Annotated in this window: 25 protein-coding genes; 4 read left to right on the top strand and 21 right to left on the bottom strand. The window is 39.8% G+C overall.

The features are described 5' to 3' along the window. Positions 1-5: 5 nt before the first annotated feature. The 4 genes from BMG01_RS04480 to BMG01_RS04470 form a co-directional block, all read right to left on the bottom strand. Positions 6-713 (bottom strand): hypothetical protein, encoded by a 708-nt coding sequence (locus tag BMG01_RS04480; RefSeq protein WP_036068586.1) that lies wholly within the window; start codon positions 711-713, stop codon positions 6-8. A gap of 81 nt (positions 714-794) precedes the next feature. Next, positions 795-941, bottom strand: coding sequence for a hypothetical protein (locus BMG01_RS11305; protein WP_198939019.1), 147 nt, complete (start codon positions 939-941; stop codon positions 795-797). A 520-nt stretch (positions 942-1,461) separates the two neighbouring features. Further along, entirely contained in the window at positions 1,462-1,746 is a 285-nt protein-coding gene (locus tag BMG01_RS04475) for a hypothetical protein (RefSeq protein WP_036068588.1), read from the bottom strand. Positions 1,747-1,780: 34 nt separating this feature from the next. Further along, positions 1,781-2,023 carry a helix-turn-helix transcriptional regulator gene (locus BMG01_RS04470; protein ID WP_036068589.1) on the bottom strand — a complete coding sequence of 81 codons (243 nt, stop codon included), beginning with the start codon at positions 2,021-2,023 and terminating at the stop codon, positions 1,781-1,783. A 143-nt stretch (positions 2,024-2,166) separates the two neighbouring features. Here BMG01_RS04470 and BMG01_RS04465 point away from each other — a divergent pair, with 143 nt between their 5' ends. Next, positions 2,167-2,874, top strand: a complete 708-nt coding sequence (locus BMG01_RS04465; RefSeq protein WP_036068590.1) for a S24 family peptidase — start codon at positions 2,167-2,169, stop codon at positions 2,872-2,874. A 136-nt stretch (positions 2,875-3,010) separates the two neighbouring features. Beyond that, positions 3,011-4,144 (top strand): site-specific integrase, encoded by a 1,134-nt coding sequence (locus BMG01_RS04460; protein WP_036068591.1) that lies wholly within the window; start codon positions 3,011-3,013, stop codon positions 4,142-4,144. A gap of 161 nt (positions 4,145-4,305) precedes the next feature. Here BMG01_RS04460 and BMG01_RS04455 read toward each other — a convergent pair whose 3' ends face one another. The 16 genes from BMG01_RS04455 to BMG01_RS04380 form a co-directional block, all read right to left on the bottom strand. Beyond that, positions 4,306-5,343, bottom strand: coding sequence for a peptidoglycan bridge formation glycyltransferase FemA/FemB family protein (locus BMG01_RS04455; RefSeq protein WP_004914548.1), 1,038 nt, complete (start codon positions 5,341-5,343; stop codon positions 4,306-4,308). 5 nt (positions 5,344-5,348) lie between these two features. Next, complete coding sequence (locus BMG01_RS04450) at positions 5,349-5,999, bottom strand: redox-sensing transcriptional repressor Rex (RefSeq protein ID WP_004914549.1); 651 nt, start codon at positions 5,997-5,999, stop codon at positions 5,349-5,351. Between the two features lie 98 nt (positions 6,000-6,097). Then, on the bottom strand, positions 6,098-7,114 hold the full coding sequence (tsaD, locus tag BMG01_RS04445) for a tRNA (adenosine(37)-N6)-threonylcarbamoyltransferase complex transferase subunit TsaD (protein WP_004914554.1): 1,017 nt from the start codon (positions 7,112-7,114) through the stop codon (positions 6,098-6,100). Beyond that, positions 7,107-7,520 (bottom strand): ribosomal protein S18-alanine N-acetyltransferase, encoded by a 414-nt coding sequence (rimI, locus tag BMG01_RS04440; RefSeq protein ID WP_004914557.1) that lies wholly within the window; start codon positions 7,518-7,520, stop codon positions 7,107-7,109. Before rimI (BMG01_RS04440) ends, tsaD begins: the two co-directional genes overlap by 8 nt. Beyond that, a complete protein-coding gene (gene rimI / locus BMG01_RS04435; protein ID WP_004914560.1) occupies positions 7,495-8,052 on the bottom strand; it encodes a ribosomal protein S18-alanine N-acetyltransferase in 558 nt (185 codons plus the stop codon). The genes rimI (BMG01_RS04440) and rimI (BMG01_RS04435) overlap by 26 nt, the downstream gene beginning before the upstream one ends. Then, positions 8,036-8,746 (bottom strand): tRNA (adenosine(37)-N6)-threonylcarbamoyltransferase complex dimerization subunit type 1 TsaB, encoded by a 711-nt coding sequence (gene tsaB, locus BMG01_RS04430; protein ID WP_004914562.1) that lies wholly within the window; start codon positions 8,744-8,746, stop codon positions 8,036-8,038. The genes rimI (BMG01_RS04435) and tsaB overlap by 17 nt, the downstream gene beginning before the upstream one ends. A 50-nt stretch (positions 8,747-8,796) precedes the next feature. After that, the gene (ptsP, locus tag BMG01_RS04425; protein WP_004914565.1) at positions 8,797-10,512 is read right to left on the bottom strand and encodes a phosphoenolpyruvate--protein phosphotransferase; all 1,716 of its coding nucleotides are present in this window, start codon (positions 10,510-10,512) and stop codon (positions 8,797-8,799) included. Between the two features lie 2 nt (positions 10,513-10,514). Further along, positions 10,515-10,784 carry a phosphocarrier protein HPr gene (locus tag BMG01_RS04420; protein ID WP_004914567.1) on the bottom strand — a complete coding sequence of 90 codons (270 nt, stop codon included), beginning with the start codon at positions 10,782-10,784 and terminating at the stop codon, positions 10,515-10,517. A gap of 270 nt (positions 10,785-11,054) precedes the next feature. Next, entirely contained in the window at positions 11,055-12,068 is a 1,014-nt protein-coding gene (locus tag BMG01_RS04415; RefSeq protein ID WP_004914570.1) for an L-threonylcarbamoyladenylate synthase, read from the bottom strand. Beyond that, entirely contained in the window at positions 12,065-13,057 is a 993-nt protein-coding gene (gene prmC, locus BMG01_RS04410) for a peptide chain release factor N(5)-glutamine methyltransferase (protein WP_004914573.1), read from the bottom strand. Before prmC ends, BMG01_RS04415 begins: the two co-directional genes overlap by 4 nt. Beyond that, positions 13,054-14,124 carry a peptide chain release factor 1 gene (prfA, locus tag BMG01_RS04405; RefSeq protein WP_004914576.1) on the bottom strand — a complete coding sequence of 357 codons (1,071 nt, stop codon included), beginning with the start codon at positions 14,122-14,124 and terminating at the stop codon, positions 13,054-13,056. Before prfA ends, prmC begins: the two co-directional genes overlap by 4 nt. Positions 14,125-14,169: 45 nt before the next feature. After that, complete coding sequence (locus BMG01_RS04400) at positions 14,170-14,769, bottom strand: thymidine kinase (RefSeq protein WP_004914579.1); 600 nt, start codon at positions 14,767-14,769, stop codon at positions 14,170-14,172. Positions 14,770-14,856: 87 nt separating this feature from the next. Beyond that, positions 14,857-16,218 (bottom strand): MFS transporter, encoded by a 1,362-nt coding sequence (locus BMG01_RS04395; RefSeq protein ID WP_004914581.1) that lies wholly within the window; start codon positions 16,216-16,218, stop codon positions 14,857-14,859. Positions 16,219-16,257: 39 nt separating this feature from the next. Further along, positions 16,258-17,181, bottom strand: coding sequence for a WxL domain-containing protein (locus tag BMG01_RS04390; protein WP_004914584.1), 924 nt, complete (start codon positions 17,179-17,181; stop codon positions 16,258-16,260). Positions 17,182-17,400: 219 nt separating this feature from the next. Then, positions 17,401-18,411, bottom strand: a complete 1,011-nt coding sequence (locus BMG01_RS04385) for a hypothetical protein (RefSeq protein ID WP_036068592.1) — start codon at positions 18,409-18,411, stop codon at positions 17,401-17,403. A gap of 33 nt (positions 18,412-18,444) precedes the next feature. Further along, a complete protein-coding gene (locus BMG01_RS04380; protein WP_036068594.1) occupies positions 18,445-20,448 on the bottom strand; it encodes a hypothetical protein in 2,004 nt (667 codons plus the stop codon). 191 nt (positions 20,449-20,639) lie between these two features. Here BMG01_RS04380 and BMG01_RS04375 point away from each other — a divergent pair, with 191 nt between their 5' ends. Both BMG01_RS04375 and BMG01_RS04370 read left to right on the top strand, forming a co-directional pair. Continuing rightward, a complete protein-coding gene (locus BMG01_RS04375; RefSeq protein ID WP_004914594.1) occupies positions 20,640-21,995 on the top strand; it encodes a Mur ligase family protein in 1,356 nt (451 codons plus the stop codon). Continuing rightward, on the top strand, positions 21,995-22,726 hold the full coding sequence (locus BMG01_RS04370; RefSeq protein WP_004914597.1) for a type 1 glutamine amidotransferase: 732 nt from the start codon (positions 21,995-21,997) through the stop codon (positions 22,724-22,726). The genes BMG01_RS04375 and BMG01_RS04370 overlap by 1 nt, the downstream gene beginning before the upstream one ends. Before the next feature lie 54 nt (positions 22,727-22,780). On the opposite strand, the gene BMG01_RS04365 is transcribed toward BMG01_RS04370, so the two are convergent. Further along, positions 22,781-23,761: a phosphatase PAP2 family protein gene (locus BMG01_RS04365; RefSeq protein WP_004914599.1), complete on the bottom strand. Its 981-nt coding sequence runs from the start codon at positions 23,759-23,761 to the stop codon at positions 22,781-22,783. Positions 23,762-23,810 lie beyond the last annotated feature (49 nt).

Below are 23,810 nucleotides of genomic sequence, written 5' to 3'. Positions count from 1 at the left end.
TGCCACTACTTAGTTTTAGTTTCAGTAGGCTTAGCAGTTGTTTGTGGCTTATTATCAGCAGTTGCCTTTGAAATACCACTAGCAGAGAAGAACAAAACATCTTGATCTGGATCATCATTGGTTGAACCGTCAAATAATGACACAACCAAATTTTCAAATTCAACCTTATCAAATGGCTTAAAGGCACCCTCTGGGAATACTTCAACAGGTACACGAACTGTTAATGCCTTACCATTTTCATCACTCACACGCACATCTTTAGCAATCAAATCACCAACACGGGAACCACGATCTTGTTGTTCCTGATAAGTCAAAGTCTCAAAGACATCACGAGTGGCACCATACATAAATGCACCAGTAAAGAAATCTGTATCAACAACAGGGAAATACTCACCCTTAACCACAACCATAGTACGGGCTGACTCATTCGCCCAGGTAGTCGCTACTGTTTCATTTTCTTTCTTAATAACAGCAGTCAAACCAGAAACTTTAGTACGTGAACCACCAATTGACACCAAATCAAGCGTCATATTTTCAAACTTCACAACATCTTTTGGCTTCAATCCCTCTGGCAACTTACCAACTGGTGTAACAGTCAAAGCATCAGCGTCAGAACCTTCAATCAAAAACTGTGGTCGCCCATTATCAGGTGTGCCTAAATACAAAAACTTCAAGTTACCCTTTTCAGGCAACAACTTCAACATTTTACTCATAAAAATAAAAACTCGCTTTCTTAATCAAAATAAAAAGAACACTCTAGATCAAATAATCAAAATGTTCTTAGCAACAAACCATTAAATTTTAGTCTCAACCGACACATGAAACTCATACTTACCAGCCAATGGCTTTAAATCAGCTAACAATTCCGCATGTTCCCTTGATGTCATGAGACGTTGATAGTCACTACGTACCACGAGAACAATTTTTTTGTCATCATCCATCATTGTCGTCCTTTCTTTCACTAAATTCCATCATCAAAAAACTTATTATCTTATAAAAATTAAAATCAAAAATGTAACTATACTTTGATCCATAGCTACAAATCGTACGCTCCACACCCACACTGCTTCATGGCACACTAAATAAACCTAAAATCGAATAAAACTTTATTCTCGGACACCATTGATATTCTATTTATCTCATTGTCCTTGGATCCCCTGACATCAACCAGACGATTACGGTGTTTTAATAGTGCAACGTCAGAACTCAAATCAAAGTAACGCTGCGACCCGAAATCAATCGACCCTCCGTAACTATCGCTACAATTTCAACAATAACTTGCCATGCTTAACCCTACTTTTTAACTAATTATTGTTTTTTCCATCAAAAACCGTTATGCTAAAGGTGCAAACTTTTAAACGAATGATGGTTACCTTTGTAACTTGATATTCAATTATTTGGGGACAATTATGTGTCCTTTTTTATTTCACAATTAAACTTATATTCTGCTGGTTACAAAATTTATTGATAATACTCAATGTGATCTGCTAACCATTTTTTTACCGCTGCCTTCGGATAGACGGTTGATTTTACACCGGTTGCTGCATCCTCTATCTCAATGTGCGGCAATCGATATCTAATACGAGAAAAATACGTTCTACCAAGACCAGTTTCTGCTGCAGCTTGGCTATCAGATTTCCATACAATCACATCATTTTGACGATGAAGCTTGTCAAGTTCTATTAATTGTTGAGAAAACAATTTTTCCATATTTTCTATTACATCATTAAATTCAACTTCAGCCATAAAACACCTTGCTATCTCCATGGATTACTACGTCCTAACTCTCTATATGATGTATGACTGGGTCTTTGTTACGACTAAACTGTTTTCCAGAACAAAAAATAAGCTCATCATAACTAACATTAAAATATGTCTCGATATTCCTAAGTACAGCTGTACTTGGAACAGTTTTCCCCTGTTCATAATTTTGCCAAGTTCGTTTTGAAATACCAACAATTCGAGCCATTTCATGTTGGTTTAGATTAAAGTTAGCTCGAAGAGCTTTCAACGTTACCTTCATGTCTCCTCCTTTCTGAATAACTTCATTCTATTACGGTTAAATCGTAATGTCAATAGAAAATAATGAATGAGGCTAGTTCAGTTTGATTCATTTACGGTTCTGCCGTATAATATCAATATAAAATAACTTGAAAGGTCAACGCTATGAGCTCATTAGGCAATAAAAAAATTATGGCGCAAAATATTTCTCGACTAATGAAATCAAAGGGTGTGACACGCAACAAAATGTCCGACGATTTATCAATTAGTTACACAACACTGACTGACTGGATAAAAGGCAATACTTATCCGCGAATTGATAAAATTGAAATGATGTCAAACTATTTTGGTGTGCCAAAATCAACCCTGATCGAATCCGAAAATTCGTTAACTATTAGTGATAAGGTAACCGCCATTTTAGCCAACCTTTCTATTAGTCGCCAAAAAAAGGTGTTAGCTTATAGTGAGCATCAATACCAAATACAAAATAGCCAGCCACAAATTTTTGATCATCCAAAACAAGAGATTGAACTTTACGGTGCCGTCTCCGCTGGCACAGGAGAATATTTAAGCGATGAGTATCGAGAAACCATCTCATATGACGGTATCATACCTGATCATGATTATGCAGTTATCGTCAATGGTGATTCAATGTTACCTTTATTTGAAGACAAGCAGATAATTTTTGTCAAAAAAAGAACCGATATTCGCACAGGACAAATTGTTATTGCAAACTATGATCAGCAAGCTTATGTCAAAAAGTTTGTTAGTGATGATAGTGGCGCACGGTTTGTTTCACTCAATAAAAAATATGATGATATGCCCATTAATGCCAACCATGAAACATCAATTTTTGGAGTGGTTGTTCTTTAAAAACAAAAGCTGAAAAATATTCTAATATTATCTTTAATTTATCTCGATATTAGTCCACATGGTCATGACTATAAACTGCCCTACTTCCTAGTTAAACACCTTGCTATCGTTTAAAATACAGGAAGGATAACAAAAAATGAGGTACACATATAAGAAAGAACGACGAGACCCACAAATACAAAGCTATATAACTACACAAGGCAAAAAATGGCGAATTAAATTTTCAATTACCGTACGCAACCAAAAGAAATTCATTGAAAAAAACGGTTTTAGATCTTTTGACGCAGCTAGGGCGGCTAAACAAGATCTCTTAAATCAAGTTTCAACAAATTTTAATAACAAAAACATCACCGTATACGAATATTTCAACCAATACTGCCAGGAAAAAATTGACAATGGTTCTTGGCGTTATACAACATATAAACAAAGTACTTATATGTTTGAAAGAAACGTATTTCCTACGTGGGGAAAGTTTAAATTAAAGGACGTAACACGTCTAGACTATCAATCATGGATTACTAAGTACGCAAAAACAAAAAGATATTCAAAAAATTACATGCGCTTACTTAACGGTCTTGTTGCAGGAGTATTCACTGATGCAGTTCTAAATGATGTAATAAGCAAAAGTCCTATACAAAAAATAAAAGTATCTGGCTCGCCCTCAAGGGACACTTCGATTACACGTTCAGAATTTAACACTGTCTTCAATTTCATTAAAGATTCAGAAAGATTAACACTCCAACAAAGAACAATGGCTTTGTTAACACTTATTGGACTCCGTCACGAAGAGATTATGGGGATAAGAGTTAAGTATGTCAAACAAAACATGCTAGGCATTTTTGAAACTATCAATATACATGGACAAGTTTCCACACCAAAAACCTCCTCATCAAATCGTTGGGTCCCAATGCCGCCGATTATTGAAGAACACCTACAGCGATGCATTCAACAGTCGAAGTTGGTATATGCATCTAACAACTTGATTATGTCAAAAAATGATCTGATATTTGTCAATCATTTAGCAAAACAAGTACGATATTCTGAGCTAGCAACAATATTCAAAATCATAAGTCGCGAAACGAATATACATGTTTGGCCACACAAAATGAGACATGCATTTTCAACCATAGCTTTCGGTATACCCGGATTGAATCCTAAAGACATCGCAAACATTCTGGGCCATTCAAAAATTGATATGTCATTGTATTATAATAACGGTACTAAAGAAGGTCAAACAGACGCAATGGAAAAAATAATAAGCCTCTTCTAGCTCCCAACTTTTCCCCAACTATGTATGAAATATATATGCAATTTAGTCAGTATATTAAATTAAAAACGTGATAAAGTCGCAGTATTATACAGTATATATGCTGTTTGCTTAAAACTTTATTATTATACCAAAAAAGCGCCCACCGGCGCTAATTTTTATAATTAATCAAATTGTTTGAGGTAATCCTTATAACCTTCTTCGTCAACGACCCAGTCGAGTTCACCGATATATTCAGCGTTGGGATCGTGGTAAGCAAATTCATGTTTGAACTTATAGAGACCATCAGAAACATCAAATTCACCAATGCCACCAAAATCATATTCGATTTTGCCAAGTGACAGTCCCCATTTCAGCATCTCATATTGAATGGCGGCTGGTGCGTTATGTTTACCAAATTCGCGATAAGAGCCAGCATACATATACCAAATCTCATCACCATAAGCAAATCCTAAGCCACCAGCAATCACTTGCCCTTCAAAATGAGCCAAGTAGACTCGGAACAAGCCTGTCCCTGCCCATAATTTTTGCATACGAAGGAAGTAATCTAATGGTCTGTGTGTGATACCATGATTTTTTGCCATTGCCACGTAGGTATCAAATAGTGCTCGAATATCCTCTTCACTATCACCAAATGTAATTGTCACACCATCACGAAATGCACGTCGAATATCATTACGAAGTTTAGGCTTGAAGTGCAACATCAATTCATCTTCATTGGTAATAGGCGTAGCACCTTCACCGCGACCATCATAGTATAAGACGACATTCTTACGTGGCTGAATATTACCATGCATGTGTGTAACTTGCGTATTACGTGTCTGGAAGCCTGCCTCAAGATATTTTTGATTCAACTCATCCGAATACTGTACTTCAGGATCCATTCTCAACAAGAAGACATTATCCGGTAATGCTGCTAAAGCTTCCTTAATCAAATCCTTAATTAAATCAACATCTTCAATATCGGCAACAGGTCCACGGCCAGCATAAGCTAAAACTTTTCCGGGAACAGCCTCAACTGTTAATACTGACATAACCGCATCAATTTGACCGTCTGTTTCATGATAAACATAAACGTGGTTCCAGTTTGCTTTCAATTCACCCCATAGTGGATCCTGTGTGACTTGTCCTCTTGGATTTTCACGCACAAACTTTTGATATGCTGAGACTTTTTCTTGATCATCTAAATTTAAAATTGTCATTTAACTTATAATCCTGTCGTAATTGAACCGTAATTTTCAATGAAATACACCAAAGTTTGCAATTCATTGGTTAAGTCAACGTTTTGAACACGTACGTTGGCAGGTACCGTGACACGCAAAGGCGTAAAATTCAAAATTCCCTTAACACCGGCACTCACTAATTGATCTGTAATATCTTGGGCAACACCTTGTGGCACAGTCAAGATCGCAATGTTAATACGTTGCGCACTAATCTGTTCCTTCAATTCACTCATTTTATAAATTGGTACACCAGCTAAAATAGTGCCTGTTCGCTTTTCATCGGCATCAAAAGCAGCTGAAATACGCATATTTGACGATTGATGGAAGTTAAAGTTAAGCAAGGCTTGTCCCAAATTTCCAGCACCGATTAGTGCGACGTTGATCAAACTATCTTGGTCCAAAACATTGGCAAAGAAATCCAATAGCGCTTTAACTTCGTAGCCATAACCTCTTTTACCTAGAGCACCAAAATAAGAAAAATCACGACGAATTGTCGCCGCATCGAACTTAATAGCATCACTTAATTCTGATGATGAAATACGATCTGTACCAGCATCATGTAAGAAAGTTAGATAACGAAAATAAATTGGTAACCGCTTAGCGGTTGCGCGTGGTATTTTTGGTTGTTGCGTCATAATATATCTCCAGTAATTTCACTTGTGAACTTTTGCATAGTAATTGTACCATATATTTAAGGGTTTTGCGAAAAGATAGTGAAACATTCACAATGATGTCACGATTGTAATAGTTCAAAATCCAATCCCGGATCCGTATTAAGGTCCAAATCCGCATAGATATTTTGTTTATAATTCCAGTAACCAGCAGCACCAATCATCGCAGCATTATCGCCAGTATACGCCACTGGAACTGGAATAAATACTGTATCATTGAAATCATTTAAAAGTGTTGTCAACGCTTCACGCAACTGGGAATTAGCAGCAACACCACCAGCTAAAACAAAGCTCTTAACTGGATAATGACGTAATGCACGCTCAGTACGACCGATTAACGCATCCACAACAGCATTTTGAAAACTCGTTGCCAAATCATCTTGGTTAATCGTTTCTTGCTTTTGTTCGGCATGGTGAACATAATTAATGACCGCACTCTTTAATCCTGAAAAACTAAAATCATAGTTGTCTTCATGAGCCATAGCCGTTGGAAATTTAATAGTTGCTTTACCACGATGTGCCATTTCATCAATGGTTTTACCAGCTGGATAAGGGAGTTTTAATAACCGTCCGACTTTGTCAAAGCTTTCACCAGCGGCGTCATCTCTTGTTTCACCTAATACTTCAAATTTATTTTCAGTTTTCATTAGGACTAATTCAGTATGACCACCAGATACCATCAGAGCCATAGCTGGATATATGATTGGTTGATTAAAATTTGCCGCAGAAATGTGTCCCGCTAGATGATTAACAGGTATGATTGGCAGGTCATGCGCCAAGGCAAATGTCTTAGCACCCATCAATCCGACCAGTAGTGAACCAACTAATCCGGGCCCATAGGTCACCGCAACCGCATCTAATTCAGATGGGGTGACCTGAGCTTGTTTCAAGGCATCATCAAGTACTCTGGTGATCCATTCAATGTGATGTCGACTTGCTACTTCAGGTACAATGCCACCAAACCGTTGATGGGAATTGATTTGCGTTGCAACACTATTGCTTAAAACAATGTGTCCATCTTCCACCACTGCTACACTGGTTTCATCAGCACTCGATTCAAATGCAATTATTTTAGTCAATTTTTCGCTCCATCATAATGGCATCAGCACCATTTTTGTAATATTTTTCTCGACGATAATAAGGTTGAAAACCAAATTTGCGGTACAGTGCCTGTGCTGCCGTATTGGTATTAGCTACTTCCAATAGTACGCGCTTCGTGTTAGGCAACGCAAAAACCGCCATCAGTAATGCTTGTCCAATACCTTGATGCTGAAATTTCGGCGAAACACCTAAACTACCAACTTCAACCTCATCTAAAATTTGTGTTGCACCAAGAAAACCACCTGTCGTCACAAAATAAATAGAACGTGGACTACGCAGTTCATGCTCAAATACTTCTTTTGGCCAAGGTGACGGTGCAAAAGACTCATTTGCTAATTGCCAAATGTCATCAAGATCTTCAATTGTTGCCCGTCTGATTATCAAAATTTAGTGTCATTGAGACCGCATCTTCGTGGTCACCAAGATAATAACCTTTCTTAATTTCCGTTTGCTCATAACCCAATTTACGATATAATGTCTGCGCATTGGTGTTAGAGCGACGTGCTTCTAATGTCATCGTTGACATATGCATGTTGTGTGCAAATTCATGAATTGACTCGAGCAGCATCGTACCAATACCGTGTTTCTGCCAGACTGGTACAACAGCGATATTAGTAATGTGCATATCGTCAATGTCTGAACGATACGCTGCGCCCGCAAAAGCAATAATTTGCCCACGACGCTCTACGACTAAATATAAACGAATATGTGGCCGAGATAATTCACTCATAAAATCACGCAATAGCCACGGTGCAACGCCCTCATAAACCGCTTCTTCTATTTTGATTAAGATGTCAATGTCTTTTAGTGTCGCTCGGCGCAAAGCAAAAGATATACCATTAATTTCGACCTGTCTTGCCTCAAATTTTGGTAAATTAAACGGTAAATGCTGTTGTCGTTTAAACTTCAAAAACATAATTTTCTGGTTTATCCTCACCGGGATGGGCTGCAAGCCAATTCAATTCGGCTTGCGTTTTCCGTAAATAATTGGGATTGAAATCAGCAATATGAGACGTTGGTGTTGCGGCGATACCTAATTTGATAATGCTTTTACCCTCAGGTAAACTATCTTCTGGCGTCAATACTGACGCACGATCACCAAATTGTTCGTGAATTTGGTCAAGAAATGGCGTCGTATCACCCATGAATAAAATATTATCTGACTGCGTCTTCAAGAAAGCAAATAGGTTGCTGATTGGCTGATGAGACTCTGGAAAAATTGACTTTTCTTCTTGATAGACACCAGCAAAAACATTTTGATTACGTGCGTCAAAAAGAGGCACAACGAGACCATCAAACGAAATTTGTGATGCTAAAACAGCTAGACTAGAAACACCAACTAATTCGGTATTTAATGTATCTGCCAAAACTTTCGCCACAGTAACACCAATTCGTAATCCTGTAAATGAACCTGGTCCTTGTGCCACAACAATACGATCAATATTTTGCAACTGCCATTTTTGACTTGCCAAAGCAGACTTAATAGCTGGCAATAACTGAATCGAATGATTTCGCGCTATATTGGTCGTAAAGACCTGTTTAATTTGTTCATCTTCTGCCAAACTCACTGTCAGTGGTTGGTTACTTGTATCAAATGCTAAAATCTTCATAAGTTTAATTTTATCACAAAAAAGCTGCCATAAGGCAGCCGTTCAAAACATTATTGTGTGACTTCTTTAACGAGTGCAATCACTTCGTCATTGGTTTCAGCATCTAACGCTTGCTTAGCCAATTCAGCCATCTTTGTTGTATCTAATTTTTTCATCAACGAACGCGTCTGCAAAACTGACGGTGCGCTCATAGAGAATTCATCCAAGCCCATACCCATCAAAATAGGAACAGCGATTGGATCGCCAGCCATCTCACCACACATCGCAACAAACTTACCTTCGTTGTGAGCAGCAGCAATAACGTTATTAATCAAACGCAAAATTGATGGATTATAAGGTTGGTAAAGGTAGGCAACCCGATCATTACCACGATCAGCAGCCATTGTATAACCAATCAAATCATTGGTACCAATTGAGAAAAAGTCAACTTCTTTAGCAAATTTATCCGCTAACATGGCAGCTGCCGGGATTTCAATCATGATACCAAGCTTAATGTCACCAACTTTAACACCGGATTCTTCAAGCTTAGTTCGTTCTTCAATATAGATTTTCTTGGCGGCACGGAATTCACCAAGTGTCGCAATCATTGGAAACATAATCCACAAGTTACCAAAGGCTGACGCTCTTAGTAACGCACGTAATTGTGTTCTAAATATTTCAGTTTGATCCAATGAAATGCGGATGGCACGATAGCCTAAGAAAGGATTTTCTTCTTCTGGCAATTGCCAATAGCTCAAATGCTTGTCACCGCCAATATCCATTGTTCTAACAGTAACCGGCTTGTCACCCATTTTTTCAACAACAGCTTTATAGGCTTCAAACTGTTCATCTTCAGTTGGCAAATGGTCTGATTCCATATAAAGGAATTCAGTACGATAAAGCCCAATACCTTCAGAACCATTATCTAAGACCGCAGCCATATCCTTTGGTGAACCAATATTAGCACCGACGACAAACTCTTTACCATCCGCGGAAACAGATTGTTCATCTTTAAGCTTTGCCCACTCAGCGCGTTGTGCGAGATAGTCATCAGCCTTTTTTTGATACGTTGCTAATGTGTCGTCGTCTGGATTGGCAATCACATCCCCAGTCAAACCATCAACAATGACTAAGTCGCCAGCAGAAATTTCCTTTGTTGCAACATCAGAACCAACAACAGCAGGAATCTCTAATGTACGCGCCATGATTGAAGCATGCGCTGTACGACCACCTAAATCAGTTAAAATACCCTTAACAAATTGGCGATCTAACTGTGCTGTGTCAGATGGTGTCAAATCCTTTGAGACTAGCACCACTTCTTCATCAATCAGCGCAGGATTAGGTAGTGAAACATTCAATAAATGCGACATAATTCGCTTTGTCACATCACGAATATCTGCTGCACGTTCTTGCATGTACTCATTGTCTGTCATTGCTTCGAACATGCCAATATACATATCCGTCACTTCTTTAACAGCAGCTTCAGCGTTCACCTTATCATCAGCAATCTTTTGCTTGATTGCCCCAGACATTTCAGGATCAGCTAACACCATCAAATGCGCTTCAAAAACTTGCGCTTCAGAAGCACCAAGATTTTTTTCAGCTTTTGATTTAATTAAAGTTACATCTTCACTAGAAGCCTTCAAAGCATCGTCGACACGTGCTTGTTCAGCCGTCACATCATTAATTGTTTTTTTGTCAAAAGACAAATCAGGATCAACTAACAAGTAGGCTTTGGCAATTGCCACACCATTACTTGCCGCGATTCCTTTGAAGTTCTTAGTCATTGTTATTCTGCGAGTCCTTCTGTGCCCATTGCTTCTACGATAGCTGCCATAGCAGCTTCTTCATCATCACCTTCAGTTTTGATTGTAACATCAGCACCTTGGCCAACACCCAATGACATTACACCCATGATTGACTTCAAGTTAACATCCTTACCTTGATATGACAAAGTAACATCAGAAGCAAACTTTGAAGCTGCTTGTACTAACAAAGTTGCTGGACGTGCGTGAATACCAGTTTCTGCTACGATATGAAAATCTTTTGATTGTGCCATGATTAATTTCTCCTTTTTAGCTGTTAATCAGCTTCTGAATATAGTTTATCAAAGCGCTTACAAAATATCAAGTAAAAAAAAGCACAAATCGCCGTTGTATCAAGCCATGACGCTGAAAACGCCTATCTAACAACGTTTTAAATGTAAACGTTTACATTTTGTTCACAATTTATTTTCTGTAAATTGAAAATATAGGTGTCATCTTGACACTGAACTTGATAACAATACTATCAATTATAAAAAGAAAAACGTCTTTACGACGTTTTTCTTTTACACACTAAACTCTTGATTTCCTGCCGCCTTACCCAGCCGATTGTTAAATGCCTTACCAATGCCAATTGGTGACATTTTTTCAACATAGATAGTGGCAACTGTGGCTTCATCGTCATAATAACGTAAACCAGCAAATAGTTGTTCTGTGGCTGTTTCTAATGACTCGCCAAGTGACCACGTTTTTTCTTTGGGAATTGCCATTGCTGCAATCGTTGCATCTTGTGCCATCACAACATCATTTTTTTGCAACACTTCTTTTAAGGTCAGTGCATCTAATCGGTCAAACATCACTACATTTTTATCTGGGGCATAGTGACGATATTTCATACCTGGTGCTTTTGGTGTGACATCGCTAGCAACTGATTTCGTGCTGGTTGCGTCAACAACCCTCACACCTAACACTGCTTCTAATTGTTGCTGTGTCACCGCACCAGGACGAAGAATTGTGGGTGTCGTTGCTGACATATCAATAACTGTCGATTCAACACCCACAGTTGTTGGACCATCATCCACAATTCCTGCAATTTTGCCCTGCATATCATGCCATACGTGTTGCGCCGTTGTAGGTGATGGCTTGCCAGAAATATTAGCGCTTGGTCCGACAATTGGTACACCAGCCACGCGTATTAATTGACGCGCAGCATCATTATCTGGTAGTCGAAAGGCCACTGTCTGCAAGCCGCCGGTGACGATCATCTCAACACGTCCAGGCTTGATAGGCAAAATAATGGTCAGAGAACCCGGCCAGAATGCTGCCATCAAAGTCTTAGCAGCTTCAGAAATCACCACAAACTCATCTAATTGTGATTCATCAGCAACAGTCATAATCAAAGGGTTATCACTCGGACGTCCCTTTGCCGTAAATACCTTTTGTACTGCTGCCTCGTTTGTTGCATCAGCACCCAAACCATAGACCGTCTCTGTTGGAAATGCGACAACCTCACCTTGTTGTAATAATGCACTTGCTTCAGCTAATGACTGCTTATCTGTTTTAAAAATTGTTGTTTTCATTTCTCCACTCGAATCATGCGGTCAAGTCCCGCAAAGTCTTGCCGCAATGTTATTTTGGCGTTGGGTAACGCCGCTTTCATCAAATTAACTACCGCTGGTCCTTGTTGATAACCGATTTCGAAGTACGCGCGTCCGTGTTCTGTTAAATGTTCATCTAACCCAGCAGCGATTCGTTCATAAATGTCCAAACCATCATGATCCGCAAATAACGCTGTATGTGGCTCAAATGTCAACACACTCGCATCCATCTCGTGCTTATCTTGGGTCGCAATATAAGGCGGATTACTGACAATAATGTCAAACACTAGTCCATCTAATTGACCATACACATCACTTTTGGCAAAGTGTAAAAATGACAATTCGAAGCGTTGCGCATTAGCTTGCGCAATAGTCAGTGCACCGTCAGAAATATCTGTTGCAAAGCCACGCACACGCTGATTTTCCAACATTAATGTTTCAATAATAGCACCGCTACCAGTACCAATATCTAACACAGAGACCGGTTGAACGCCCGATCCAGCATCTTTTAGAATCCAATCGACTAACTCTTCGGTTTCCGGTCTGGGAACCAACACCCGTTCATCCACTAAAAACTCACGACCAAAGAAAGGGGCATGACCCAAAATGTATTGTGGCGGCCTATTCTTTACCAATTCAGAGACCCACTTGGGCCAAACAGTCGCTAACGCTGCCGGCATTTGTCGACTCATGTTAGCGCGCAACATGCCATAGTTAATGTTAAACGCACCACTTAACAAAAAGTCCAGATTATCTTTCGCATCTTGTTCAGACATTCCAGCTTGGCGCAATTCAATTAACGCCCACTTTTTGGCCTCAATTAATGAAATTTTGACATGACTTAAGTCAGTTGGCTTTTTAATATCATCCCATTCAAACCATTTTGGTGCATTTAGCTTGTCCGATTGATTGTTGGCTTGTGGCTTGGATGAACCAAATTGTGGTGGCGTATCAAAATGCTTATCTGTCATTTGTTTAATTCCGCCAGTTTAGCCGTCTGATCAGCAATAACAAGGGCGTCAATAACTTCACCCAAATCACCGTTCATGATTCGGTCGAGTTTATTCAATGTTAACCCAATGCGGTGATCAGTAACACGATTTTGCGGATAATTATAAGTGCGAATCCGTTCAGAGCGATCTCCCGTTCCCACTGCAGATTTACGTTTCTCAGCATATTCTGCTTCATTTTGTTGCGCATAAAAATCATAGACACGACTCGCTAACAACTTTCGCGCTTTATCACGGTTTTTAATTTGTGTGCGTTCTTCTTGCATTTTAACCATAATACCCGTAGGTTTATGGATTAAACGCACTGCTGTTGAAACTTTATTGACGTTTTGACCACCGGCACCACCTGAACGGAAGAACTCTTCTTCCAAATCGGATTCGTTTAGCTCAAAATCAATATCTTCAAATTCGGGCATCACACCAACCGTTGCTATTGAGGTATGGACACGTCCTTGTGTTTCTGTTGCAGGGACACGTTGCACACGATGCGCACCACTTTCAAACTTTAACTTTGAATAGACGCTGTCGCCTGTAATCATTACCGCAACTTCCTTGTAACCACCAACTTCTGTTGTGGACTCATCAATAATACTCAATGACCAATTTTGCCGTTCAGCATAGCGACGATACATATCTAACAAATCGGCTGCAAATAAAGATGATTCGTCACCACCAGCAGCACCACGAATTTCCATGATAATATTTTTGTCATCATTAGGATCTTGAGGTAGCATCAAAACCTTGAGTTTATCTTCTAGTTCTTCTTGTTCTGGCTTGAGACTATTCAAATCTTCTTTGGCTAATGGCGCCATTTCAGGATCATCTAGTAAATCCTGCGCATCTTGAATATCTTGGATAACTTGCTGATAACGATGATAGACCTCAACTGTTTCACGGATACTACCCGCTTCTTTTGATAGTGCCATATAGTGCTGTCCGTCATTCATTACCTCGGGATCGGCGAGTTGTTCATTTAATTCGTCATAACGATCAACGACGGTTTGTAATTGTTGAAATATTGGATTCATATTTTCCTCCGTTATTATGTACGAGAATAATTAGTTCTCATCAAATTAATGCGATAGTAGTTGGTCAATTTTGTCTTGATCGGGGTGATACCAGTGAAAGCGGCAAGTTGGAATATACGCTTCATCACCACCGATAAACACTTGTGCCCCTTCACGTTGCGGTTTGCCATCAACAATTCGCAGTTGTGTCGTCGCTTTTTTGCCACAAAAAGAGCAAATTGTTTTCATTTCTTCTAATTTGTCAGCCATTTCGATCAAGCGCTTGGAACCAGCAAACAATTGATTGAACGCGTCTTGTTTCAGTCCAAAGGCCATGACCGGTATATGTAGCGTGTCAACCGCATAAGCCAATTGGTCGACTTGTTCTGGCTGCAAAAACTGTGCTTCATCTACCAATACTGCGGCTAAATTATCATCTTTGGCCGCTTTAATCACTTCGTACAAATTTTCTGTTTCGTGTACGGCCATGGCGTCGCGCGACATCCCAATACGACTAGCAATTTTGCCAACACCGTCACGTGTATCAACACTGGGGGTCATTAACAACACCTTGCGTCCCTGCGATTCATAATTGTGCGCCACTTTCAAAATTTCAATTGACTTGCCCGAGCTCATTGCGCCATATTCAAAAAATAATTGTGCCAAACCACTACCTCTTCTCAAACCAAACTATTTCAATTATACCAAATTACAACAACAAAAAAGCACGACAATGTCGTACTTTTTCACACATTATATCAAGTGTTCATGTGCTGCTTTTTGTATAGCTTGCTTTTGCCAAACCATGATTAGAATTAATAATACAAATGCCAAACTTGCCGCCGAGTAAAGCACTGTATTACTAGCCGTCCATCCAAAATGAGCCACTAAAATACCAATTAGTGCCGTCGCCGCCACTTCACCAACTAAATATTGGAAAAATCCCATAAATCCTGTTGATGACCCAACAGCAAACTTTGGAACTGCTTCGTTAACCATTAAACCAACCAAAGTCAACGGTGCATATATCAAAGTACTCATCAAGATTAATACAACGACAATTACCGCATGATTAGTTGCGGTGAAATAGACCGTCAAGCAACCAATTAGTGCCAAGACTGAAACGATACATACCAACGCACGTTTGCCCTTCAAGAAATCTGACACTGCACCTAAAATAATCACACCCGGTACGGCTGCTAATTCAAAGATACCAACCAACCACTTTGCCCATGAGGCATCAAAACCTTTAAATTGGTGTAAGTAACTTGGTATCCAAGACATCACACCGTACCGCACTAAGTAAAGTGACATTGACGTCAACGTAATTGCCCAGACAATTTTATTATTTAAAATATAGTGTCGGAAAACAAACCAAATTGATTGTTGCGTGGTGTCGCCTTCAACTGTCTCACCGTCTTGTAGGACAGTCACTTCACCTGTATATTCAGCAATCGAAGGCAGTCCAACGGTTGCTGGCCGATCGGCGCCTAAAATCGCAATTAAAATCGCAATCACGGCAGAAACAGCTGATGCTGTGTAAAAGATAGCAGCTATTGAGTGTGAAAACATCAAAATCGAAAACTCAACAATTGCCACACAAGCAAAGGCACCCGCATTATGGACGGAAGACCAAACAGCATAAACCGTCCCACGCCATTTTTTACCCCACCATAATTGAATGAGTTTTTGTGCAGCAGGTGCACCCATTCCCTGTGTCACAGAAATCAAAATCATCAGAAACATCATGACATAAAGATTTCGAGTTGAACCTAGGAATAAATTCAAAATTGCTGAGCCCATTAATCCTGCTGCTAAATAATAACGTGGATTCGATTTGTCACTCAACGCACCCATAAACAACTTGGAAATACCATATCCTACACCGAAACAGGCTAATACTAAACCAATATCTGCGGTCGTAAAATGATAAGCTTTCATAATATCATTTTGCTCAGTGGTAAAAATCAAGCGAATAATATAGTAGCCTATATAACCCACCACAGCTGAAAATAGTACGCCTACTTGGCGCCACTTATAGGTGGCTGCAATTTTTTCTTGTGGTACTTTTTGGGTGGCATCTGGTGCCGCCATTAAAAACTTAAATGGATTCATCTCTTTTCTCGCATTCGTTATTTATAAGTCACTACCGCTTCAAGTACCTGTTGGTGTGTCTCCCATTGTCCACGTATATTCAGCTTGATATGACTTCGCTTTAAGCGTGATATTCTTTGGAATTTCTAGGTAAAAACCGTTATTAACACGATCACCTTGTGAAAACAATGAACTACCAACAATATTGCCTGCCGTTGCCCAGTTACCACTATCAGGATTATCAGTCTGCCCTTTGAGTGACCCATACTCATAGGTGATCGTACCAAAAGTAGCTGCTGACATACCACTAGCCATGGTTGTAACACTATCATTTAGCGTGGTCGCGGGACCAGCCCCAAAATCACCATGCCAACTTGATTTAAATTGTGTTGCATGACCAGTATCCCCAGCAGCCACCATATTACCCGAAATCGTATAGTCAAATCCTGCATCTGCTTTAAGCAAAATACCCGGTTGAATATCAGAAGATGTCTGATCGTCATCATCTATATAAGTACCTGTAAACGGTTGTGACATTCTGATTGAAACATTCAGTTGTGAGGCGGCCACTTTCCCTGCGCGTTGATCAACCAATTGCACAAACGGACGTAAATACTTAGTTTGATATCCTGTGCCTGTCGCAATTTGATTTGCATTGACCAGTGGCTTAACATGGTATGAACTACCTGTGTCAGTAGCAATGCTTTCGTTTCGAAGATCAACCGCATTGATTTCTCCAAAATTGTAAACCGGCAAGTGAGAGATACCGAAGCCTTCCCCACCAACTAATGTCATCTCTGAATCGTTGACTGTGGCGCCCATATCACCCCAATCTGGATTGGTATTTGTTGTGGATAGCGTGTTGTTGTTTTCAACATCAAATGTAAAACCGTTTGAAATCGAACCATAGTCATCGGCATAAACACTTATTGGGGCCAACATCATGGCCGCTAAACACGTCATTAAGATTTTAGCCTTTATCATGTTTTCTCCTATTACACTACTTGTTTTCTTTCACTAGTCAGTGAGCTGTTAAAAACGCAACGCTATACACATTTATGATTTTTTTGATTGTCCCCCCCCGCTTACTTCAATTTTGAATCAGGCGTCTTAGCCATGACGTCGCCTGTTTTAGAATACGTTAAAATTGTGATCATTTTGCGAGGAATTATCGACTAAATTCGGAATATTCTACCCACCACATTAATCAATGTCCGGCACGTCACCAAGTTGCCATAATAGCACTGGTCCATCGTCATCATCATAATTGAACTTAGCCGGTGAATAATCAGTACGCCAACTATTCAGCGTTAAATACCATCCGTGTCCATTTGTTGTTTGATTCCACAGCGTGTCTAAACGCACGCTAGATTGCCCATTATTCCATTGGGGAGCCGTGGCAACTGTTAGGCTGTCACCAGCACTTGACAAGATTGAAGTGTTGTCTTGTTCATCAACGTATGCTAGTTGTAGCCCAGTATCTGTAAAAACGCCCGTGGACTCTAATTGTGCAGTCATTTGCCATGGTTTATTGTGATTCACAGAGCCATCATCTACGGTTAAATAACCATAATTTCGACTCAAATCAAGTGGTGACACATTAAACATGCCATTTTTACCCCGTTTTAATGGGTCAAAGCGCATCATTTCAATCGTGTCACTGATAAATGGCATTGCGGCATCTGGAGCAATATTGCGATACGTTACTGCCTCAGCCGTATAATCATGATAAACATGAGTAATACGTGTTGATTCAATTAACTCGCCATCACGCTGCGTTTTTACCCAAAATTCAATTTCCATATTAGCCGTAATTGGTTTGTCAGGATGGTCATTATTGTACGCCGCCATATCAAAGGTCCAATTCTTACCTTCACCATTTTCAGAGTTGGCTGCTTTAGTCAATGTCACCAACGGTGCATACTGCTCCGCGCTGTCTTCGGCGTTAAGTATCACCTCGTCAGCAGCAATTGCTGTTTTAAAAGTAATGTCTGACATACCAACAATAACCATTGAAGCTAAATCATATACTGGTGGGGCATAGGTTGGCGTTTTACGCACATTAGTTTCATAAGTCTGACCACCAGCGCTCACACTGATAGCATTATTACCTATTTGGTACTTAACGTGACTTGTAGCTACCCCTTCAGGAACAGAATCATCCATACTTTTCTTACTTTCAAAAACAAAGATACCATTATTATCAGTTACCACAGTATCATCAACTACCCCCGGTGAATTGGGTGACTACCACGTGACAGTAATGCCGTCGTTTTCATTTTCTGTTGCGAAATTAGCCATTCCACTGCACTCACTATCTGGTGTGGTAAATACAGGGACTAATTTTGATGTCGCTGATATTTGGCCACGAATGAAGTGATCAGCATCACTAACAGCGTTAGCCTGATCAGCTGCGTTGGGTATTCCCGCTCGTTTTGCTTCAGTATCGGCATCAGTTAACGGTGCATAGTCCAAAAAGTTCATTTTATGTGATGTGATTTCAAGGACATGGTGTTGTCCTCTGACCATCAAATTTTGTTCAACAGATTCGGTTGCCCCAGTTAATTGGTAATCACCATTTTTCGTTGTACCGTTATTACTCTGTGAAATTTGCTTGATATCGATGTTACCCCAATTACTAGCATCAGCAGGTGGGTTATTCGTCAAATAACTGCCACTGTTGAAACTGGAAATATTCTGATAAAAACTCACATTAGAATCAGTAATATCGGCTTTGAAATTGGCATTAAACGCGCCACTAGAAGCACTACGGCAATATCCGGCCCAAGTACCAGTGTTCGAACTTGATCCTGCATCTGCTATCAAAACATATCTAGGAGAATCAATATTTAATTCAATCCCACGGCAATTACGCGTTTGGGCATAAGAAACAAAAGTTTGCCCATAGCCCGTAGCTGTTTTGAGATAAAAAGTTGCATTTTTTCTAATGTTGATTCGACCTAAATGCTTATCACCAAAAGCTTGAATAACACCTAATGCTGACCTTTGCCCAGAACCTGGAGCAGCTGTTTTGGTTCCCTGGATGGCTAATATGCCTCCAGAGTTTACATTAATATTAATGGTTTTTTCAGGCGCATTGGGACCACGACTCGACTTGAACACAAAAGCGGCATCTTTGGCAGACATGACGAGTTGTCCTTTTATCGTGATTGCTGTAAATTCACCAGCAATCACACCTGTTTTAGCCGCCAACAGATTGGCTTCACCACAGCTATCATTTAATCGCGACAAATATACTTTTGCGCCTTGGTCAATGTCAACATCACCAGCAGAAGCATTGGTGTTATCAAAATACTCATTACTGGGTGTTCCAATGTTGGCTAAATTTGCATAAGTACTCCAAGTTGCTGCTATAAAAGATAAATTAGCATTTTGAAGACTTCGTGAATATAAATCTAAATTGTCATGAATACCTTTATAACGAACAGTCGATTCAGCATGAATACTTAAACCGACAAGTTGTGTACCACGAGTTGTCATTGATAAATGATTCTGAAGTGTAATCCGCATGCCTGGCACAACAAAGGCCGACATAGCATTCCCAGCAAGCTGGGTCTCATTGTTGTCTAATTCACATATCACATTGGATAGTGTTAATGTTCCGACTTCATTGCTATTACTCTCCGATGTATTACGATAAAGAATGCTGTTTTTGACATCGGATAATCTCTGAGTGTTTGGCAAACTATTATCACCACTAGTTGATTTAAAATTAATATCGTGAATACTAATATTAGGACTAACATTACCTGTGCCATCAACTTGCAAGCCATAAACAGTGTCATTAACAAATGTTATCGTCTTGTTAGTCGGGTATGTTGAATTGCTCGTAATCTCGATATTGTTTTGACGTGGCTGGGTCGCCGTACTTTGTGTATAATCAAAACTTTCTGTCACAATAATTTTTTGCGTATCAGGATTGTTCCAAGCCGCTACAAAACTTTCAGAATCAGACACTTCTACAATACCCGCTGCTTTTTGCAGGGGTACTTTTTCAGAATTTGTTGACCTATGTTCTGACGCTTTTGATTTTGTTTTATTTTCCGACTCAAAAGTTACTGATGGCACCGCAGCAGCTTCTTGTGAAGTCGTTTCTGGTTCATCTATCGTTTCTTCAGCCCTACTTGTAGCAGCTTGTGGATTCTCGATAGTGTCTGCCCGAACAGACATCAGCGGTAGCAAACTGTTCACAATCAGTACCGTCATCAAAAATAATTGCCTAATTTTCACAGCGCTCCTCCTTAGCTTCTAACCTTACTTCTATTTTACAGGGTGAATATGCCAAAAGTTCGGGGGGGGGGTGTGAAGAAAAATCAAACAGTTTGTGAAGAAGTTGTGTCCAACGGCATCGACCCCTTTCACAAACCACGTCATCACCGCTTGGGATATGTTAAAATGATATTTATGAAAGTGGGGATATTATGACACTTAAAAATTCATTAGCCAAAGCGACAGCAAAATCAGCATATTGGCTGTTACATGATGTTTTACATCGTGGGGGTACAAGTTTGCCCGGCAAGCTCGCCGTGGCAATCGACCCAGATATTTTAAAAAGTATTCAACAAGACTTTGATTTGGTGATTGTAACTGGTACAAACGGGAAAACCCTGACAACAGCACTTATCACTCGTGTTTTAGAAGCTGGCGGTCATCAAGTGATTACCAATCCATCTGGTTCTAACATGATTCAAGGCATCACGGGCACACTGGTAACAAGTCGTGTGACATCAAACAATGGCAAGAAACCAATCGCGGTGTTAGAAGTTGATGAAGCCAATGTCGAAAAAGTCTCAAGCGCCATCAAACCGAGAATGTTTGTATTGACTAACATTTTTCGTGATCAAATGGACCGTTATGGTGAAATTTATACGACCTACGACAAAATTGTCGCAGGTATCAGAAATGCCCCACAAGCGGTTGTTTTGTCAAACGGCGATTCACCCATTTTCACGCGTGGTGATTTTCCAAATGAGCGTCTTTACTTCGGATTTAACCACGTGTCGCCTGAAGATTATCAACCAAGTAAAGCACCCACTAACACTGATGGCATTCTGTCACCAACTGATGATTCAGTGCTACACTACGATTTCATCACTTATGCTAATTTAGGCAAATATTTCAGCGTAACCGATCAATTTGCACGACCTAACTTGCGCTATCAAGTCACCGCCGTCACCAAATTGACACCAAAATATTCTGAATTTAGTATTGACAATACCCCTTTACGAATTGAAATTGGTGGCTTGTATAATATCTATAATGCGCTGGCTGCATTTGCCGTTGGTCGAGAATTTGAAGTGCCAGCCAATGCTATCAAAGCAGCTTTTGAATCCAATGCACAAATTTTTGGTCGCCAAGAAGCTATTAATGTTGACGGCAAGGACGTCACAATTGTCCTAATCAAAAATCCAGTTGGCACTAACTCAGTCATTGATATGATGCTGACGGAAAACGATGATTTTTCACTATTGGCACTACTTAACGCAAACTATGCTGATGGTATTGACACAAGTTGGATCTGGGATGCTGAGTTTGAAAAATTGCATGCATCACATTTACAAGCTATCGCAACTGGTGGTGAGCGTTACCGAGACATGCAAGTTCGTCTCAAAATGGCTGGATTTGCTGACCAAAGTGTCTACGAGGATTTGACAAAAGTTGTTGATGCTATCAAGTCACTACCGACACAAAAGGTTTACATTGCAGCAACTTATACTGCAATGTTACAATTACGCGAACAATTGCGTAGCGCTGGTTATATTAAAGGAGGATTCTAATGGCTGATTATACGATTGCCGTAGCCCATCTTTATGGCGACTTAATGAATACCTACGGCGACTATGGCAACATTATCGCATTGACCTATTACGCCAAACAAATTGGTGTCGATGTTGATTATCAATTGGTGTCATTAGGGGATGATTTTGACGCTGATCAATATGATTTTGTTCTCTTCGGTGGTGGACAAGATTACGAAGAAACCATTGTTGCTCATGATTTACAAGACAAAGCAACTGAAGTGAAGCAATACATTGAAAATGACGGACCGTTATTGGCCGTTTGTGGTGGTTTCCAATTACTAGGTCACTATATGATGATGGCTGACGGTACAAAAGTCGACGGTATTGGTGTCATGGATCACTACACAACCAATATGCACGATCCAAAACTAACCGTACGCAATAATGAGCGTTTAACAGGTAATATTGTCATTAAAAATAACGAAACCGGCGAAGAATATCATGGCTTCGAAAACCACCAAGGCCGCACCTTCTTAGGTGAAAGTGAACGCGCTTTAGGGACAATTGTCTCTGGTAATGGTAATAATGGTATGGATCAAACAGAAGGTGTGATTTATCGTAACGTTTACGGTTCCTACTTCCACGGGCCAATTTTTACCCGTAATGGCAACTTGGCAAAACGTGTTTTAACCACTGCGTTAACGCGTAAATATCCAAGCATTGATTGGCAATCAAAACTCAATGCGATTCCAACCGAAACATTTTAAAGCACACAAAAAGCGGCAATCATTGATTACCGCTTTTTGTGTGCTTTAAACTTGTTATTTTGTCGGTTCAACAAAGTGTGCAGCTAACAAGCGACTTGCCATGAAAATAATCAAGCCAACAATGATACTTGAAACTGTTACATCGCTCAACCAGTGGGCGCCAATGCGCACACGGCTCATTGCGGTCAAAATCCCCATCGCAATCCCAAATATCGTCATTTTCTTTTGGGCACTAATGTTACCACGAGGAACAAAGAAAACCAAATATAAGAACAACCACCCAGACATGGTGTGACCTGAAGGAAATGAGTTATGACCGTTGATGCCGTTTAAATGATACCATGGGGTAAATTCACTCATTGTATTGCCAGCAACTGTCGTCATTTCATAAGGTCGAAAGCGCCCCCATAATGACTTCATTTCACCAATCGTGGTTTGCGCGATGAAAACAACAGCGATACCGACCAAAGCTGCTGTTATCAAATAGCGTATGTCTGCATCACTCTTACTTTGTAACCAGTTATAAAATAATACTGAGAGCACAGCTGTTAAGATGACTGCGAGGCCCCAGCGCAAAACTTCAGGATAATTCTTTACCGCAGCGGTGTTGTTTGCAACGCCCATTGGAATACCCTTAGACAAATTATTCAGCATTGAATAGGTATAACTCAACATATCTTGCAAAATAGCTAACATTTGATTAAACGCAAATGCTAGTGCACCAATTGTCATCACATAACGCAAAACGTCATCTTGTATGCGTCGCCAGATGGTCCACGCAATAATTTCAAATGCAGCAAACAAAACAATATTTGCCCCTTGATCGGCATAGTTTTGGAAAATATTACCAAAAACTGAATTTTGGTTCATAACTAAATTAGTGACATTTTTATCAAAAAAAGTCGCTACCAAAAGGCTTACCACCCCGAGACCCAATAAAACTGTGAATACTTTGTTCTCACTTGACGTCGTTTGAAAATCCGTATCTGTCGCGTCAAATGCCTTAATGTTGGCATCATTGCCTGTTAATTGCATAGCTCAATCTCCTCATATCTGATAATTTCAGTATAAAGGGTTGATGTTA

This window comes from Leuconostoc sp. BM2, from assembly GCF_002095565.1.
Taxonomy (GTDB): domain Bacteria; phylum Bacillota; class Bacilli; order Lactobacillales; family Lactobacillaceae; genus Leuconostoc; species Leuconostoc falkenbergense.
Note: the sequence above shows the minus strand (reverse complement) of the source record. Positions and strands in the feature narration are given on the sequence as shown.

Coding starts and splice junctions, on each gene's coding strand:
- BMG01_RS04480 (WP_036068586.1), bottom strand. CDS start 713: ATGAGTAAAATGTTGAAGTTGTTGCCTGAAAAGGGTAACTTGAAGTTT.
- BMG01_RS11305 (WP_198939019.1), bottom strand. CDS start 941: ATGGATGATGACAAAAAAATTGTTCTCGTGGTACGTAGTGACTATCAA.
- BMG01_RS04475 (WP_036068588.1), bottom strand. CDS start 1,746: ATGGCTGAAGTTGAATTTAATGATGTAATAGAAAATATGGAAAAATTG.
- BMG01_RS04470 (WP_036068589.1), bottom strand. CDS start 2,023: ATGAAGGTAACGTTGAAAGCTCTTCGAGCTAACTTTAATCTAAACCAA.
- BMG01_RS04465 (WP_036068590.1), top strand. CDS start 2,167: ATGAGCTCATTAGGCAATAAAAAAATTATGGCGCAAAATATTTCTCGA.
- BMG01_RS04460 (WP_036068591.1), top strand. CDS start 3,011: ATGAGGTACACATATAAGAAAGAACGACGAGACCCACAAATACAAAGC.
- BMG01_RS04455 (WP_004914548.1), bottom strand. CDS start 5,343: ATGACAATTTTAAATTTAGATGATCAAGAAAAAGTCTCAGCATATCAA.
- BMG01_RS04450 (WP_004914549.1), bottom strand. CDS start 5,999: ATGACGCAACAACCAAAAATACCACGCGCAACCGCTAAGCGGTTACCA.
- rimI (WP_004914560.1), bottom strand. CDS start 8,052: ATGTTTTTGAAGTTTAAACGACAACAGCATTTACCGTTTAATTTACCA.
- tsaB (WP_004914562.1), bottom strand. CDS start 8,746: ATGAAGATTTTAGCATTTGATACAAGTAACCAACCACTGACAGTGAGT.
- ptsP (WP_004914565.1), bottom strand. CDS start 10,512: ATGACTAAGAACTTCAAAGGAATCGCGGCAAGTAATGGTGTGGCAATT.
- BMG01_RS04420 (WP_004914567.1), bottom strand. CDS start 10,784: ATGGCACAATCAAAAGATTTTCATATCGTAGCAGAAACTGGTATTCAC.
- BMG01_RS04415 (WP_004914570.1), bottom strand. CDS start 12,068: ATGAAAACAACAATTTTTAAAACAGATAAGCAGTCATTAGCTGAAGCA.
- prmC (WP_004914573.1), bottom strand. CDS start 13,057: ATGACAGATAAGCATTTTGATACGCCACCACAATTTGGTTCATCCAAG.
- prfA (WP_004914576.1), bottom strand. CDS start 14,124: ATGAATCCAATATTTCAACAATTACAAACCGTCGTTGATCGTTATGAC.
- BMG01_RS04395 (WP_004914581.1), bottom strand. CDS start 16,218: ATGAATCCATTTAAGTTTTTAATGGCGGCACCAGATGCCACCCAAAAA.
- BMG01_RS04390 (WP_004914584.1), bottom strand. CDS start 17,181: ATGATAAAGGCTAAAATCTTAATGACGTGTTTAGCGGCCATGATGTTG.
- BMG01_RS04375 (WP_004914594.1), top strand. CDS start 20,640: ATGACACTTAAAAATTCATTAGCCAAAGCGACAGCAAAATCAGCATAT.
- BMG01_RS04370 (WP_004914597.1), top strand. CDS start 21,995: ATGGCTGATTATACGATTGCCGTAGCCCATCTTTATGGCGACTTAATG.
- BMG01_RS04365 (WP_004914599.1), bottom strand. CDS start 23,761: ATGCAATTAACAGGCAATGATGCCAACATTAAGGCATTTGACGCGACA.